Genomic DNA, 15,914 nt, shown 5'->3' on the forward strand with positions numbered 1-15,914 from the left:
CAAAAAAAAGTATTCTGATTTCGTGTTCGGTAAAAATAAGTATGTCATAATGACCTAAGGTGTGGCTGTCTACAACCCTTCACATACATTTTCTAAAACACTGGGGAAACAATCACAATCCACAAAATATCGTTAAATTACACAAGGGTTTAACGGGTCCTTTGATCTGCCGAACCCGTCGCCCCTGCCTTCAGGGCACCATGATAGCAATAAAGCTATTACTTGGAGCCCCATGCCTTGCCATCAAGATGATAGTCAATTTCGAAATTGTGCGGCAAGGAAATCGTCGGCGTGATTCCTGCAATCCGTTCCATGCAAACCTGAGCAATAGCATGGGCAAGACCGAATCCGATCTTGAAGCCACCCGTTGCCACGAAAACACTTGTTGAGCCGGGAATGAATCCGATCATCGGATCGCGCTTTGCCGCTTTCGGTCTGATTCCCGCCCACCGTTGCAGGATCTCGGCACCTTCAAGCATGGGACACAGGTTTTTTGCCCGAGCCCAGATCTCATCGCAGCGCTCATCTGTGCTATTCTCATCGTCCCATTCTTCCTCTGTGGTGCTGCCAATGGCGCAAATGCCATCATCATGAGGAACAACGTAAATTGTGCGGTCATACAGGATAGGCACATGAGGTTTTTGCCCAACCTTGGCAATAAGCGCCTGTCCCTTGACCCCCTTACCCAGATCATCCATCCCGGTTAACGTCTCGACCATCGGGAAACTCGAATATCCGGCAGCAACCACAACGATCCCCGCCGAAAGGACTTCGCCAGTTGAAAGGGTGACTTCCGCCCCCTCTCCCAGATCCTTGATCGCAACCACTTCATTCTTTTCAAGTAGACGACCACCTCTCTTGATGACAGACGCCTTGGCAGCCTCACAATAGGCCCTCGGGTTCGCTCGCGCTGAGAAATTGTCAAAAGCATATCCTTCGGCACAAAGCGCGGGATTGAGCCAGCCATCAGGGCCATCTTGCGGATAAACCCGATGAAAATAACCGGTCTCCGCACCGTGCCATAAGTGCTCGGCTTCTTTTGACCGAACCTCGTGCCGCTCACGCAAATTGGCCGTATCAAGTGGCACGACACGCCCACAGCGATCATAGCCGATTGAGATCCCGACTTCGCTCTCCAATTCATCCCTTACATTAGAAAGCTCTTTCAATGCATTGAATTGAAACTCTTTCTTTTCATTCCACCTCTCGGACATATGAGGCAATAGCGCACCCAAAAGCCCATAACTCGCCCCATGCCCGATCTCCTGTTTATCAACCAGCAGAACACGAAGGCCTTGCCCCAGGCAGGCACGTGCAATCGAGAGACCGAAAACGCCCCCTCCAATTATGAGACAATCATGAGAAGACGAATGAGCGGGAGAAAGAGCACTTGGCATGGCAGGAATTTCTTTTTATGAATGAGAAATGCGTCGCTGGAAACTGACCCAATCAAAACGTCAGAAGAATCGAAAGGTCATGGACAGCCGCACCCTAATCGATCCTTCGGAAAAATGATATGGCCAACCCTCCCGAACTTGTCTGGCTGGACAACTTGACCCCAAAATCCACACTCTTTAACGATACCTACTATTCTCGTGACAGCGGTCTTGAGGAAACCAGATACGTTTTCATAAACGGAAACAACCTCACAGAACGCTGGCAGGAAGCCAAAGATCCGGTTATTGGAGAGCTTGGTTTCGGAACCGGTTTGAACTTTCTTGCCACATGGCAGGCTTGGCAAAATACCGTTGCCTTTGCGGAAAAGGATTCAGCTCCAAAGGTCGAGGTCGAACGCAGCCTCACTTTTATTTCATTTGAAAAATACCCGATGGCAAAAGACAATCTGTTCAAGGCGCTTTCTCCCTGGCCTGAATTGTCCAACGAAAGAGACCTGCTTCTGCAAGTCTGGTCTCCTGATGCTTCTGGCTGGCAAACCCATCATTTCGGAAACGTAACCCTTGAGCTTTTCATTGGCGAGGCTGCCGACGGACTGGAGACAATTCCTGACCTTGTCGATGCATGGTATCTGGATGGCTTCAACCCGAAAACAAACCCGGACCTTTGGTCACTCAATCTTCTGAGAGCGGTCAGCGAGAAGTCGAACAGTCAAGCAACATTGGCCAGCTACACAGCCGCAGGATGGGTGCGCCGCAATCTCAATTCAGCAGGTTTTTCCATTGCAAAGCGCAAGGGCTTTGGGCATAAACGGGATATGATCACCGGCGAACTGGTGAGTCATCCTCTGCGCTGAAGCGCTCCCTTCATGCTTGGCATTTCCGCGACTATAGAAGCCCCGAGAATGCTTCAGACCAATCCAATACGGCGTTATCCCGCCCCCTCTCCTCGACGGGGCAAAGGGAAGCGCAGCAGATCACTTGAGTTCTATTATGACGATTACGCCCTCTCGCGATATTTCGGTTCTTGTTGAAATCATGAAACGTCTTCGGGACAAGGAAACAGGATGTCCCTGGGATGTTGAACAGAATTTTGCGTCCATCATTCCCTACACCATCGAAGAAGCATATGAGGTGCAGGATGCAATCGAACGCAACGACCTATATGATATGCGAGATGAACTAGGCGATTTGCTGTTGCAGGTTATCTTCCACGCCCAGATGGCAAGCGAGCTGACCGAAGAAAAGGCCCGATTCGATTTTGGCGATGTCGTTCACGCAGTCACCAAGAAAATGATCCGCCGGCATCCTCACGTGTTTGGAGATTCAGAAGCCCGCGACAAGGGCATGGTTCGCAGCGCCTGGGAAGCCATCAAACAGGAAGAAAAGTCAGAACGTGCACAAGAACGCCTCGCGTTGGGCTTGGTTGACAAGGAACAGGCCTTTCTTGACCAGGTTCCCCGCGGCATGCCCGCGATGAAAGCCGCGGTCAAGCTGCAAAAACAGGCGAGCAAGGTTGGCTTCGATTGGCATGATACATTGCTGGTGCTTGACAAGATTGCCGAAGAAATCGAGGAAGTGCGCGTCGAACTCATCCATAACGAAATGGACGAACCTGCTGTCCGAAACGAAGTTGGCGATCTACTCTTTGCAGTGGCAAACCTTGCCCGTCATCTTAATGTGGATCCGGATGAAGCCCTTGCCTATACCAACCAGAAATTCCGGGACCGGTTTGGTCATATCGAAACCGAATTGACCGCTCGCGGCGACACTCTGGCCAATGCGACCCTTGAAGAAATGGAAGAGCTTTGGCAGGAAGCAAAACAGGAACGTGAAGAATAGGATCTTTAGAGCAGCTTGCAAGGCTCCGCTGTGAGCGTGCTCAAACCAGTCCGACAAATCCGGCTTTCTGGCAACCAGACCAGAAAGCCGTTTATTGCTCGATCACGAACCGGCTGCGTAATTCGGACTGCACCTTGTCCGGAGCCCTGATGTTAAGATCAATACCAGTCTCTCCATCCACCCTCTCCAGCACATCGCAATGACGATAGATCCAGGCAAGGCCTTCCCCGTCTTCAAACCCAAGATGAACCGACAGCAGATTGTCATCCTGCGCCAGCTTCTCTTCGATTTCGGCCAGAAGAACAGTCGTCCCCTCACCCGATATGGCAGAAAGCGCGACGGGTTGCATCTGACCAGTAGACCGGGACGGCTTCTGGCTTGAGGCCCGCTCAAGAACCGTTTGCCGTTCGGCCTCTGGCAACAGATCGATCTTGTTCCAAACCTCGATCACCCGAGGATCTTCGTAAATCTCAACACCAAGATCATGCAACACACTGGCCACATCCTCGGCTTGTGCGCCTGTATCCTCATGCACGATATCGCGAACATGAAGAATGACGTCAGCCTCAAGCACTTCCTCGAGCGTGGCGCGGAAGGCGGCAACGAGATGAGTTGGAAGATCGGAAATGAACCCCACCGTGTCGGAAAGAATCACCTGCCGTCCATGCGGCAGCACCATGGTGCGCAATGTCGGGTCGAGCGTTGCAAACAGCAAATCCTTGGCAAAAATTCCAGCTCCGGTAAGCTGATTGAACAGCGTCGACTTGCCCGCGTTGGTGTAGCCAACGAGCGCAACGATCGGATGCGGAACCTTCTGTCGGTTTGTCCGCTGCAAGCCTCGGGTACGGCGAACCTGTTCAAGGTCCTTCTCCAGCCGGTTGATCTTTTCCTGCAATGCGCGCCGGTCGGCCTCGATCTGTGTTTCTCCGGGCCCGCCCATGAATCCGATGCCACCGCGCTGGCGCTCAAGGTGGGTCCAGCTTCTTACAAGCCGCCCTTTCTGATAATTCAGATGTGCAAGCTCGACTTGCAGGCGCCCTTCCCTTGTTTGCGCGCGACGTCCGAAGATTTCCAGAATGAGCCCGGTCCGGTCAAGAACCTTGGTATCCCATTCATGTTCCAGATTGCGCTGCTGAACCGGAGTCAACGGATGATCCATGATGATCAGATCCACTTTCTCGCGATCAATGACATCCCAAATGTCTTCGAGCTTGCCCTTACCGATCAGCGTGGATGGTCGAATGGCATTGAGCGGCACGCGCATGACATCAACGACGTCCAGCTCAATCGCAGCGGCAAGGCCCGCAGCCTCTTCGAGGCGAGCATCATCGGTGCGCCGGACAAGGCGCGCCTCACCCGCAACCCGATTTTGCAAATTTTGTGAAAGGATCGGCACCAGAACCAAGGCACGTGTCGGCACGGCCTCGCGATCAATCATTTTTCGCGGACCTTTGGCCTGGTCATCCAGATCTGAATCAATTTCGTCTGACAATCAGTCGTCTGCCTTCTCGCCGTTTTCACCGGCTTCAAACAGTGTCAACGGCCCATTTGGCATGATTGTTGAGATTGCATGCTTATAAACCAACTGAGAGTGTCCATCACGTCTCAGCAACACACAAAAATTGTCAAACCAAGTCACAACACCTTGGAGTTTCACACCATTGACCAAAAAAATCGTCAAAGGAGTCTTAGTTTTTCTGACATGATTGAGAAAAGTATCCTGGAGGTTCTGGGCCCGCTCTGCCATGTGTCCTGCCTTATCTTCTTTTAATTCATCACTCGGTATCGACTGACCTGATCTGCACATTATGGCGCAGGACAGTATATTTAACCAGCCTACCAGCCACCCTTTTCCGCAAGGGAAAAGCATAAAGGCCTGGATTGTCCACAAATCTTGGGGAAACACTTTGCTAAGATTGTTTGCTGTCCCCCAAAATTTCAGCAGCAACAACCAGGAAATACTTGCATTGAGAATTGTCCCACCGATTCTCAACTTAGTAGTTTAACGAAAAGATAGTGCATGCCAAGTCGCAATCGCAACCATTTTTTGTATTCGGACAAAAAACTAACGCAAAACGTTACTTCGTTTGAGCTTATCTATTCCAGAATCTGAAATTGAGGGCACCAAGTAAAACGATAACCTCTATCCGGCCAATAATCATTGTAATGGCGAGAGACATTTTGGTTACCATCGACATTTCAAAATAGCTTGGCCACTCCCCCGCAGGCCCCCAACCGGTATTGTAGAGCGGCCCGATATTGGAAAAGCTGGATACCGCAGCGATGATCCCGCCATCCAATTGTCCGATGTCAAATGTCACGATTCCTGCGACCACTGCGATCAGGATGATCGTCAGAATGAGCGAACTCCAGATGCCATTCAACAGCTGCATGGAAGGACGCGGACGCCCCAGACGGCCAGCCCGGATCCGGTTTGGATAAACGAGGCGGGCCACTTCGTCTGCCACCTGTATCACCAACACACCGAACCGGTATATTTTTATCCCGCCAGCCGTCGAGAAATGCGTCGCTCCGATGAATGCCAAAGAGAAAACCAGCAAGCCAGGCAAAACCGTAACATCTGCATATCTGAGTTCGAAGCCGGTCGTCGAAATCAGGGAAACCGCGGTGAAGAAACCCTGACGCAAGGCCGACGTGGCAGGCAAAACGGAGGCATTGCCGGCAAGCTGGAACAGCGTAATCGAATAGAGCAAGCCTGTTGCCAGTACGAGAAAAATGAAAATGTAGCTTTCCCGGTGCTCCACCAGGAATTGCCATTTGCCGCGCACGACCATGCGGTGCCATAGCAGACTGCTTGCTCCCATGAGCATACCGAAGGCGACCACCAGATCGGCAAGCGAATTGTCATAGACGCCAAGCGTTCCATCAACGGGAAGGAAACCGCCGGTCGAAATGGTTGAGAATGCCAGACACATTGAGTCGAACGGCGGCAAACCGGTCAAAATGAGCAGCCACGCCAGAACCAATGTCACAAGACTATACGCCGCCGCGATCTGACGGATGATGGAGAAGGAACGCCAGATGTCATCCCCCAAACTCTGCTCCATCAAACGGCTGTGAACCTCTCGCATACCGCCAACACCGGCTGGTGCCAGCACCATGAGAAAACTGACCAATGTCAGCAATCCACCATACCATTGCAAGATTGCCCGCCAGAATATGATGGCTTTCGGTGTTTCAGCCAAACTCAAAAACACACTTGCTCCGGTCGTGCTCAACCCCGACGCAGCTTCAAAAAAGCCATCCCCCCAGGACAACTGATCGGAAAGGACAAACGGGAATGCCCCGGCCACAGACAATCCGAACCACGCTATGACGCACAGAAGAAAGGTCTGATGATTGACCATCTCCCTCTCCTGCCCGCGCAACGCAAAATAGATGCCGCCAGACAAGAACCCAATCAAGCCGGACATGAGCAAAAAGCTTTCGGCAAGCTCAAGATTGCCAGCACTCAGCGCCACGAGCGCTGTCGGCAGCATCAAACTCCCCAAGAATCCGAGCAAAATTGAAAAATAATAGAGAATAGCGGTCATCCGCAGCCTAGCCCCTATCCTGCATCAGAAGAATTCAAAGCTGACTCGGAACAGAAGTTCGACCTGCTTGACCCGATCTGCCAGAGCAAACAAGATGACCCTGTCTCCCGCCTGAATGGTCGTTTCGCCATCCGGCATCAGAACCTCGCCTTCACGATAGATCGCACCGACACGCACGCCTTCGGGAAATTCAAAACTTCTCAATGGTCGACCGACCAGAGGAGATGTTTCGAGCGCTTCGGCCTCGATCCCTTCTGCTGCCCCATCCTCGACCGCATGCACCCCTCGAATTCGACCGCGTCTTACATGTTGCAAGATCTTTGATATGGTGACAGATCTGGGATTGACGTTGGAATCGATGCCCAGGTCATGAACCAGATCCGAATAATGTGCATCATTGAGAAGCGCCATCGTGCGTGAACAGCCCAAACGCTTTGCCATGGCGCAGGAAAGGATATTCACCTGATCGTTGTTGGTCAGCGCGATCATGGTATCCGCTTCCCGAATATCCGCTTCCTTCAAAATCTCCTGATCAAGGGCATTGCCTTGCAATACGATGGTATCTCTGAAATCGTTGGCAATCTTGATCGCCCTGTCGCGATCAAGCTCGATCACCTTGGCACGGGTTCGGTTGCGTCTTTCCTCGATTGCCAGTGCAACATAGCGCCCGATATTACCGCCACCAGCGATAACGACACGGTTAGCCTGATCTTCATCATGCCCGAAGATGCTGAGCGTCCGCCAAACCTGCTCACGATCAACCACTACATAGGCAAGATCACCGGCCTGCATCTGGTCTTCGGCGTGAGGCACAAACAATTTGCCCTCGCGGCGAATACCAACGACCACTGCGCGCAGGTCAGGGAACAGTTCCGTCAACTGCCTGAGCGGCGTATCAACAACGGGGCAGTCCTCCTCGCACTCAAGCGCAACCATCAGAACCTGACCGTCGGCAAAGCGAACCGTATCCTCTGCACCGGGCATTGCCATCCGGGACAGCACCATCTCACCGACTTCCACTTCTGGAGAAATGATGACATCGATGGGCAGATGCTCGCGGGAAAACAGATCCGCATAATGCTTTTCAAGATAGGATTGAGCCCGAACCCTCGCTACCTTGGTGGGAACATTGAAGATTGAATGAGCCACCTGACAGGCGATCATGTTGACTTCATCATAGAGAGTGACGGCGATGATCATGTCTGCTTCATTCGCACCCGCTCTGGCCAGAATGTCAGGATGGGCACCGTGGCCGACATAACCGCGCACATCGAGCGTATCCCTTATGGCGGAAACAAGCTTGGGAGAGCTGTCAATAACGGTCACATCATTCTGCTCGGAAGACAAATGTCTGGCTATGCCAAACCCCACTTGCCCGGCGCCGCAAATCACTACTTTCATAATCGACCGCTTTCATCTTCTTGGATGGACACACTGTTGCCCTACCACATCTCTTGGCCCGAACAAACCAGTTTCATCACATGGCTGTTCGCCCTGTTCAGGGACCACACCTGAACAATGAAACATCAAAGAGAGAAACACAATGTTGGCCGGGAATGGAGATAGACTAAAGAACGCTTCAGAAAAAGCTGAAATTAGACAACCCCGAGGCTTTTTAACTTGCGATGCAAGGCTGAGCGCTCCATCCCGACAAACTCGGCCGTGCGCGAAACATTCCCGCCAAACCGTGCAATCTGCGCCTTGAGATATTCCCGCTCGAACACTTCCCGAGCTTTCTTGAGCGGCAGAGACATGATTTGCTCACCGGCCTCGCCCCCGCCCGGAATGCTGGGAACGGTTTCCCCCACCTCGCTCGGGAGCAAGTCTGCGGTAATCACCGCCCCTTCGTCTCCTTTTGTCAGAATGAGCAGGCGCTCGATATTGTTCTTGAGCTGACGAATATTTCCCGGCCAATTGTGAGCCTGCAAGATTGCCATCGCATCCTCACCAATCTTGCGAGCGGGCAACCCTGAGGTAGCCGACAACTGTTCCATGAAATGCAGAACAAGTTCGGGAATATCCTCGCGCCGTTCAGCAAGAGGCGGCACAGACAGAGGCACCACATTGAGACGATGGAACAGATCCTCGCGAAAACTGCCCTCCTCAATCAGGATATTCATGTCCCGCGATGTCGAGGAAATGACCCTCACATCGACCTGCACAGGCTTGTTTCCACCCACCCGGACAAATTTGTTTGTTGTCAGAACCCGCGTGATCTTGCTTTGCAGATCAATTGGCAGATCGGAAATCTCTTCAATATAGAGCGTGCCGCCATGGGCCTCTTCCAACGAGCCGACCTTGCGCTGGCTGGTCCCGTCGGCCTCCGTTCCGAACAGATGGACTTCCAGATCTTCAAGAGGGAACTGAATCGAGGAAAACGTGACAAAGGGCAATTCTGAACGTGGCGATTGCTGATGAATACAGCGCGCAACCAGCTCCTTGCCAGAGCCTGACTGTCCACTGACCAGAACCCGGCTGTTGGTCTGCGCGACACGCTGGATCATCTGCCGCAAATTGTTCATGGCACTCGAAGAGCCAACCAGCTTGACCTCTCCGCCACTGCGGGATCGCAAGTCCTTGACCTGACGTTTGAGACTGGATGCTTCCAGCGCCCTCTCGGCGACAAGAATCAGTCGATCCGCCTTGAACGGTTTTTCGATAAAGTCATAGGCTCCGCGCTTGATTGCAGCAACAGCGGTTTCGACACCACCATGGCCTGAAATCATCACCACCGGCAGTTCGGGATGTTTCTGTTTGATAACGGCCAACAGCGCCAGCCCGTCCAGCCGAGACCCCTGAAGCCAGATATCCAGAAAAATCAGCGAGGGGCGTCTCTGCTCGATCAACTCGAGCGCTTCATCGCTATGTGAAGCCATTCGAGCATCATAACCTTCATCGTCCAACAGTCCGGCAACAAGCTCCCGGATGTCCTCTTCATCATCGACTACAAGAATATCAGCCGCCATTATCAGCCCTCTGCCTCTTCATCACTCACACTCGTCAGAGCCAAACCGGAATTATAATCGTCTATCAAATCGTCCTTGGTAGAATCCTCATCATTCAAGGCTTCTTTTGGAATACGCATTTCAATACAGGCTCCCCGCTCAAACTCTGACACCTCCTTGGCATCCAGCAGACGAATAGCACCGCCATGCTCCTTGAGAATCTTCCTGACAATCGCCAGGCCAAGGCCGGTTCCCTTCTCACGCGTCGTCATATAGGGTTCCAGCAGTCTTTGACGGTTGCTTGCAGGCAACCCGATGCCGTTGTCGATAACACGAACACAATAATGCTCGCTGCCGACTTCAGCCATCACATGAACATGCCCCTCAACCTCATGTCGATTTTCAAGGCCGGCAATGGCCTCGGTTGCATTCTTGACGATATTTGCCATGGCTTGCGAAATCAGACGATGATCGAAAGATCCCGGCATTGTTTCCGGTATGTCCGTGGTAAAGGTAATGTCGTGATTGGCAACTTCAATCAGGAAAACTGACTGTCTGATGACTTCGGACAGGTTGCCCGGCTCGAAAACCGGCTTGGGCATACGCGCAAAGGACGAGAATTCGTCGATCATCCGACCAATATCGCCGACTTGCCGCACGATGGTGTCAACGCATTGATCAAATACCCTTTGATCATCTTCGGCAACCTTCTTGCCATATCGGCGCCGCAGACGCTCGGCCGACAACTGAATTGGCGTCAGGGGATTCTTGATCTCGTGGGCAATACGACGCGCAACATCTGCCCAGGCCGCAGATCTTTGGGCACTGACCAGATTGGTGATGTCATCAAGGGTGACCACATAGGAATGGCTTTCTTCTTCCCCGCGCTCGGATGTGACCCGCACCCTCAGGACATATTCAATACCGTTGCGAACGAGCGATACCTGTTCTTCCCCATGCGTGCCAATTTCATGTTCGGCATTTTCAACAAGAGGGGCAATTTCAGGCAAAATGGTAGCAAAGTCCTCACCGAGCAAATCGCGTTCCCGCAAACCGAGAAGCTTCTGAACCGATGGGTTGGCGAGCGTTATTTCCCCGGTCGCATCAACGCCCAGAATACCTGCACTGACGCCTTGTAGCATGGCCTCCGTAAACCGCCGGCGGGCATCAATGGCGTCACGCGCCAGTATGAGTTCATCTCGCTGCGAGCGAAGATCGGTCGTCATCGTGTTGAAAGTTTCATTCAGATTGGCAAAATCCGTCGACCCTTTCTCGACTGGCAAGCGGACATAAAGATCCCCATGGCGCACGCGTTCAGCAGCTCCGATCAGGCGCCGTATCGGAGCAACCAACCGGTTTGCGAAGCCGATCGCAAGCCACGTCGTCGACAACAGGACAATAAGCCCGGCGCCGATATAGAGCATGGCAAAAGCGGCCTGAATATTCGACCGGCTATCAAAGAAGGCTCGATATTCCTGCGCATTTTCGGACGTCATTCGCAGGAAGTTGGAAACCACCGGATCAATCACCCGCAACACGAACAAATAGGCGTCACTAAACTCCTCAAGGCGCATGATGCCTGCCACAAGGTTGGAATCACCCAGCGCGATGAAAACCGGTTGACTGTGAGCCTGTTCCAGCAGATCCGGTCCCGGCATATTCGGGATCGGCTGATCAAGCCGACTTGGCGACGCCACGAGCTGCTCGCCTTCGCCACTGACGACAAAGGCCGCGGGAATACCACGAATACGTGTCTGTCTTGCAAAAATGGCGCGGAACCGATCCGAATCCAGCAGAAAATACGGCTCTGCATCATTGAGGGCCTGCGCAATTCCCAACAGTTCATTTCGCAAAACCCTCGCATGTTCCTTGGTGTAGGCACTGGCAACAGTTTGCGAACTGTTGATGATCGCCTGGGTTCGGGAAGAAAACCAGCGGTCAAGGCCTCTATCAAGCGTGATAGAGGCAAAGATGGCCACCAGCACCGTCGGCACGGTTGCCACCAGCGCGAACAATCCCATCACGCGAATATGCAGCCGGGCCCCCGCCTTGCCCTTTTGGCGCGCGCGCAGAACCGAGCTTGTTTCCCAGAAGATCACAAGCGCAAGCACAACGAGCAGCGTTCCGTTGACGATCATCGCCAACTGGATCACTTCCTCGCTCGGATCAATGGAAGTAAGACCAAGCAGAATGACAAAGGACGTTACCCCGGACAGAACCGAAAGAATGACACTGATGAGACCAAGCTGGCGAACCAGACTTCTTTTCTCAGGCTTTTCGGCAATGGCAGCTGCTTGCAAGGCCTCTTTGGTTCGGCTCTGCTCAACACTGGTCTGTCTGACAACGGATTTTTCTAATTCTGAAAGGTATGGCACGCAACATATCCTAAGGGAAGGAAACCACCGGCCGGTGGAATCACCCTCTCTATTCAATGAAAATGTTGCCTAAATGTGACAGCTTGTGCAGTTTCTGTCCATGTCAAACCCATGACCTGTGTCAAAAAAAGCACAGACCGGCCCGAACAGGTAGAAATCTAGCCATTTCTGGCCAGATCTCTTAAGCGCCACGAACGACTTGAATGTCCAGATCCTTGATCTTTTTCCTCAGTGTATTTCGGTTCAGTCCGAGCAATTCAGCCGTCTTGATCTGGTTGCCCTTTGTTGCGGCAAGGGACGCGCAGATCAATGGATACTCGATCTCGCGCAACAAGCGATGATAAAGCCCCGGAGGCGGCAGGCTGTCACCAAATTCCTTGAACAGCTGTTCCAGATAGGATTCCATCGCCCCGGCCAGATTCTGAACCTTCTGCTCAGGCTGCACATCGGTAGTCAGGCTGATCTGGTTAAGCTCATTTTCGATCTGGTTGGCCGTAATCGTATCCTGCGGATAAAGCGCAGCCAATCGCCGCACCAGATTCTCTAGCTCGCGCACGTTGCCCGGCCAGCGATAGCGCAGCATGACGTCGAGCGCATCGGGCTGGATCTGCTTGACCGGCAAGCCTTCCCGCTCCCCAAGAGCAAAGAAATGCCGCACCAGGTCCTTGATGTCTTCGGCACGCTCCCGCAAAGGCGGCAAGCGCATCGGCACGACATTCAAACGGAAGAACAGATCTTCGCGGAAGAGCCCCTGATGAATGAGAGACTGAAGGTCCTTGTTCGTTGCAGCAACGATGCGGACATTGGTCTTGATCGGGGTACGCCCGCCTACAGTTGTATATTCCCCCTGTTGCAGCACACGCAGCAAGCGCGTCTGGGCTTCCATCGGCATATCGCCAATTTCATCAAGGAAGAGAGTGCCACCTTCCGCCATTTCAAACTTGCCAGCCGAACGACCGTGAGCACCGGTGAAGGACCCCTTTTCGTGACCGAACAACTCGGATTCGATCAGATCTTTTGGGATCGCCGCCATGTTGATCGCCACAAACGGACCCTTGCGGCGCTTGCCATAATCATGCAGCGCCCGTGCAACCAACTCCTTGCCGGTGCCGCTTTCGCCGGTGATCATGACCGTGAGGTCATTCTGCATCAGACGGGCCAGCATCCTGTAAATGTCCTGCATGGCAGCAGAGCGACCAATAAGGGGAATATCGGTGCTGTCATCTTCGTGAGGCTGAAGGCTCGGCCGTGGTTCGGAAAGCGCACGCCCGGCGATATTGATCAGCTCCTTGAGATCAAACGGTTTCGGCAGATACTCATAGGCCCCCCGCTCAGACGCCTTGATGGCGGTCATGAAGGTATTCTGCGCGCTCATGACAATGACGGGAAGATGGGGCCGGGCCTTTTTGATCCGAGGCAGAACGTCAAAGATATTCTCGTCCGGCATCACAACATCGGTAATGACAAGATCGCCCTCGCCCTGACTGATCCAGCTCCAGAGCGTTGTGGCATTGGATGTCAAACGGACCGTATAACCCGCACGTGAAAGCGCCTGGTTCAGCACCGTGCGGATAGCGGTATCATCATCGGCAAGAAGAATTGTCCCCTTGGGCATGGTCTGAACTCCTATGTTTGATCCGCGTCGCTTGTTGGCAACATGACCCGGAAAATGGTCTGACGTCCCGAACCGTCTAACTCAATAACACCACCATGGTCGCCAATCAGTTTGGCAACCAGCGCAAGACCAAGACCAGATCCATTGGTCTTGGACGTAACGAATGGATCGAACAGACAGTCTTCCAATTCCTTAGGGATGCCCGGTCCATTGTCCTTTACGCAAATTTCAAGTGGCAGAGAGGTTTTCTCCGAAGAGCCCGGAACCTGAATGCGAATGCCTGGCCGGAAGGCCGTAGTAAGAACGATTTCCGGATCCGGAACCTCGATGACGGCTTCGGACGCATTTTTGACCAGATTGAGAAAGACCTGAACCAACTGGTCCTGATTGGCAAAAACAGATGGCAGCGACGGATCATATTGTTCAAGAATACGGATCTTGTCGCCAAATTCTGCATGCGCCAACTGTTTGACCCGATCCAGAACGACATGAATATTGACCGCTTCACGCTCCACGGGGCGCTGATCGGAAAAGACTTCCATCCTGTCGATCAACCGCACGATCCGATCCGTTTCCTGCGTGATCAATTGCGTCAGGGCCCTGTCTTCATCAGAAACGGAGCTTTCCAGCAACTGCGCCGCTCCCCTGATCCCGGACAGCGGATTCTTGACCTCATGGCCAAGCATGGACGCAAGACCTGTCACCGACCGGGCTGCATCACGATGGGTCAACTGCCTGTCCATCTTGTCGGCAATTGACCGTTCATGAAGCATGACCGTCACAGCACCCGGCATATCCGGAACCGGTGCCGCATAAACATCCACGACCTTTTCAACACCAATGCGCGGATTGGAAATGTCTATCCGGTATTCATTGACCGGCGCCAGTCGTTCGCGGGCCTGCTCGACAAGGGCGAGCACCGGACTGCCAAAGGGCAAGAGCGATGAAAGTTGCTGCTTGGCCAGCAGAGCCGAACTCGACTGGAAGAAAAACTGGGCCATATCATTGGCCGCACCGACAAACCCCTCGCTGTCCACCATCACAACAGGATGCGGCAAAGAATTCATCATCGCCTGATAAGGTGCCGCCGTAATGCGCGATCGTTTATTCTGGCTCATGCTACCTGCCTTTCCGCAGCAAAAGAGAAATAGTCGCGCATACTGGTACGCACAATCTCCGCGCTGTCTGCGGTCATCATTACTTGTCTCAATCGGGATAGATCGGGCGAACCAGCGCCTGAAATGCCGACCAAATTATCCAAATACCAGCCCAAATGCTTGCGCGCGCATTTTACGCCCACACCTTCGGGGTAATACTCGATCATAGTGTCATAATGGTCCAAAATCAGCCTGAGCAAGGCATCGCCCTCAGGCTCGTCACGCTGCTCACCAGTCTCTAGATAGTGGGCCACAAAACCCGGCAACCACGGACGGCCATAGGCCCCGCGCCCAACCATCACGCCATCCGCGCCCGACTGCTCAAGGCACTGAACGGCATCCTCTTCACAAAGAATATCGCCATTGGCAATAACCGGTATCGACACCGCATCGACCACGGGCCGGATCGCTCGCCAGTCTGCCGCACCTTTATAGAACTGGTTGCGCGTCCTGCCGTGAATGGTGACCATTGCAGCACCACTCTCCTCGGCCCTTCGAGCCAATTCAGCCGCGTTCAAGCTTTTGTCGTCCCAACCAAGACGCATCTTGACGGTCACGGGTACAGAAACTGCTCCGATCACCGCATCAATCAGCCGACAGGCCTTGTCAAGATCCTGCATCAGCGCCGAACCCGAATAACCGGAAATTACCCTTTTTGCCGGACAACCCATGTTGATATCGATAAGCGTTGCCCCTGCCCCTTCACAAAGGCTTGCAGCTTCTGCCATCCAGTCTTCCTGATTGCCCGCAATTTGCACGGCATGCACACCGACACCCTCGCCTTCGGCGCGCAGGCGCATTTCTTCCTGCCCAACGGCAAAGGCCTTGCTCGCGACCATCTCGGAAACCACCAGACCGGCACCAAAACGCGCAGCCAAAGACCGGAACGGCAAATCGGTAATGCCGGACATGGGAGCCAGCAAAACACCATTTGGCAAATCGAGGGGACCGACGGCAAGGCCCGTTCCTGCATTGTGAAGAGGAGGTGTTGGCATAAAAGGATCAGCTTCGTTCACACAATATTATGAACCA

12 protein-coding genes are annotated in these 15,914 nt (G+C 53.1%); 2 read left to right on the top strand and 10 right to left on the bottom strand.

From position 1 onward, the window contains the following. Positions 1-218: 218 nt before the first annotated feature. Entirely contained in the window at positions 219-1,397 is a 1,179-nt protein-coding gene (locus tag ACHZB8_RS18530) for an FAD-dependent oxidoreductase (protein ID WP_316862496.1), read from the bottom strand. A gap of 119 nt (positions 1,398-1,516) precedes the next feature. Here ACHZB8_RS18530 and mnmD point away from each other — a divergent pair, with 119 nt between their 5' ends. Both mnmD and mazG read left to right on the top strand, forming a co-directional pair. Beyond that, entirely contained in the window at positions 1,517-2,251 is a 735-nt protein-coding gene (gene mnmD / locus ACHZB8_RS18535; protein WP_316862497.1) for a tRNA (5-methylaminomethyl-2-thiouridine)(34)-methyltransferase MnmD, read from the top strand. A 142-nt stretch (positions 2,252-2,393) separates the two neighbouring features. Beyond that, positions 2,394-3,236 (top strand): nucleoside triphosphate pyrophosphohydrolase, encoded by an 843-nt coding sequence (mazG, locus tag ACHZB8_RS18540; protein WP_316862792.1) that lies wholly within the window; start codon positions 2,394-2,396, stop codon positions 3,234-3,236. Positions 3,237-3,327: 91 nt separating this feature from the next. On the opposite strand, the gene hflX is transcribed toward mazG, so the two are convergent. From hflX to dusB, 9 genes are all read right to left on the bottom strand, one after another. Then, positions 3,328-4,674 carry a GTPase HflX gene (gene hflX / locus ACHZB8_RS18545; RefSeq protein ID WP_316862793.1) on the bottom strand — a complete coding sequence of 449 codons (1,347 nt, stop codon included), beginning with the start codon at positions 4,672-4,674 and terminating at the stop codon, positions 3,328-3,330. Positions 4,675-4,728: 54 nt separating this feature from the next. Further along, positions 4,729-4,983, bottom strand: a complete 255-nt coding sequence (gene hfq, locus ACHZB8_RS18550; protein ID WP_316862498.1) for an RNA chaperone Hfq — start codon at positions 4,981-4,983, stop codon at positions 4,729-4,731. A 346-nt stretch (positions 4,984-5,329) separates the two neighbouring features. Next, complete coding sequence (locus ACHZB8_RS18555; protein ID WP_316862500.1) at positions 5,330-6,736, bottom strand: potassium transporter TrkG; 1,407 nt, start codon at positions 6,734-6,736, stop codon at positions 5,330-5,332. 78 nt (positions 6,737-6,814) lie between these two features. Beyond that, positions 6,815-8,191, bottom strand: coding sequence for a Trk system potassium transporter TrkA (gene trkA / locus ACHZB8_RS18560; RefSeq protein WP_316862501.1), 1,377 nt, complete (start codon positions 8,189-8,191; stop codon positions 6,815-6,817). Between the two features lie 194 nt (positions 8,192-8,385). After that, positions 8,386-9,756, bottom strand: a complete 1,371-nt coding sequence (locus tag ACHZB8_RS18565) for a sigma-54 dependent transcriptional regulator (protein WP_316862502.1) — start codon at positions 9,754-9,756, stop codon at positions 8,386-8,388. A 2-nt stretch (positions 9,757-9,758) separates the two neighbouring features. Further along, positions 9,759-12,110, bottom strand: a complete 2,352-nt coding sequence (locus ACHZB8_RS18570) for a PAS domain-containing sensor histidine kinase (protein ID WP_316862503.1) — start codon at positions 12,108-12,110, stop codon at positions 9,759-9,761. A gap of 181 nt (positions 12,111-12,291) precedes the next feature. After that, positions 12,292-13,725, bottom strand: a complete 1,434-nt coding sequence (ntrC, locus tag ACHZB8_RS18575) for a nitrogen regulation protein NR(I) (RefSeq protein ID WP_316862504.1) — start codon at positions 13,723-13,725, stop codon at positions 12,292-12,294. 11 nt (positions 13,726-13,736) lie between these two features. Then, on the bottom strand, positions 13,737-14,843 hold the full coding sequence (locus tag ACHZB8_RS18580) for a nitrogen regulation protein NR(II) (RefSeq protein ID WP_316862506.1): 1,107 nt from the start codon (positions 14,841-14,843) through the stop codon (positions 13,737-13,739). Further along, positions 14,840-15,877 (bottom strand): tRNA dihydrouridine synthase DusB, encoded by a 1,038-nt coding sequence (gene dusB / locus ACHZB8_RS18585; protein ID WP_316862508.1) that lies wholly within the window; start codon positions 15,875-15,877, stop codon positions 14,840-14,842. Before dusB ends, ACHZB8_RS18580 begins: the two co-directional genes overlap by 4 nt. Positions 15,878-15,914: the final 37 nt, after the last annotated feature.

It is taken from the genome of uncultured Cohaesibacter sp. (assembly GCF_963556055.3).
Lineage (GTDB): Bacteria > Pseudomonadota > Alphaproteobacteria > Rhizobiales > Cohaesibacteraceae > Cohaesibacter.

What these genes read in the sequence shown, in the direction of transcription:
- trkA (WP_316862501.1), bottom strand. Translation starts at nt 8,191, where the DNA reads ATGAAAGTAGTGATTTGCGGCGCCGGGCAAGTGGGGTTTGGCATAGCC.
- mnmD (WP_316862497.1), top strand. Translation starts at nt 1,517, where the DNA reads ATGGCCAACCCTCCCGAACTTGTCTGGCTGGACAACTTGACCCCAAAA.
- hfq (WP_316862498.1), bottom strand. Translation starts at nt 4,983, where the DNA reads ATGGCAGAGCGGGCCCAGAACCTCCAGGATACTTTTCTCAATCATGTC.
- hflX (WP_316862793.1), bottom strand. Translation starts at nt 4,674, where the DNA reads ATGATTGATCGCGAGGCCGTGCCGACACGTGCCTTGGTTCTGGTGCCG.
- ACHZB8_RS18565 (WP_316862502.1), bottom strand. Translation starts at nt 9,756, where the DNA reads ATGGCGGCTGATATTCTTGTAGTCGATGATGAAGAGGACATCCGGGAG.
- dusB (WP_316862508.1), bottom strand. Translation starts at nt 15,877, where the DNA reads ATGCCAACACCTCCTCTTCACAATGCAGGAACGGGCCTTGCCGTCGGT.
- ACHZB8_RS18530 (WP_316862496.1), bottom strand. Translation starts at nt 1,397, where the DNA reads ATGCCAAGTGCTCTTTCTCCCGCTCATTCGTCTTCTCATGATTGTCTC.
- ntrC (WP_316862504.1), bottom strand. Translation starts at nt 13,725, where the DNA reads ATGCCCAAGGGGACAATTCTTCTTGCCGATGATGATACCGCTATCCGC.
- ACHZB8_RS18580 (WP_316862506.1), bottom strand. Translation starts at nt 14,843, where the DNA reads ATGAGCCAGAATAAACGATCGCGCATTACGGCGGCACCTTATCAGGCG.
- ACHZB8_RS18555 (WP_316862500.1), bottom strand. Translation starts at nt 6,736, where the DNA reads ATGCTGCCGACAGCGCTCGTGGCGCTGAGTGCTGGCAATCTTGAGCTT.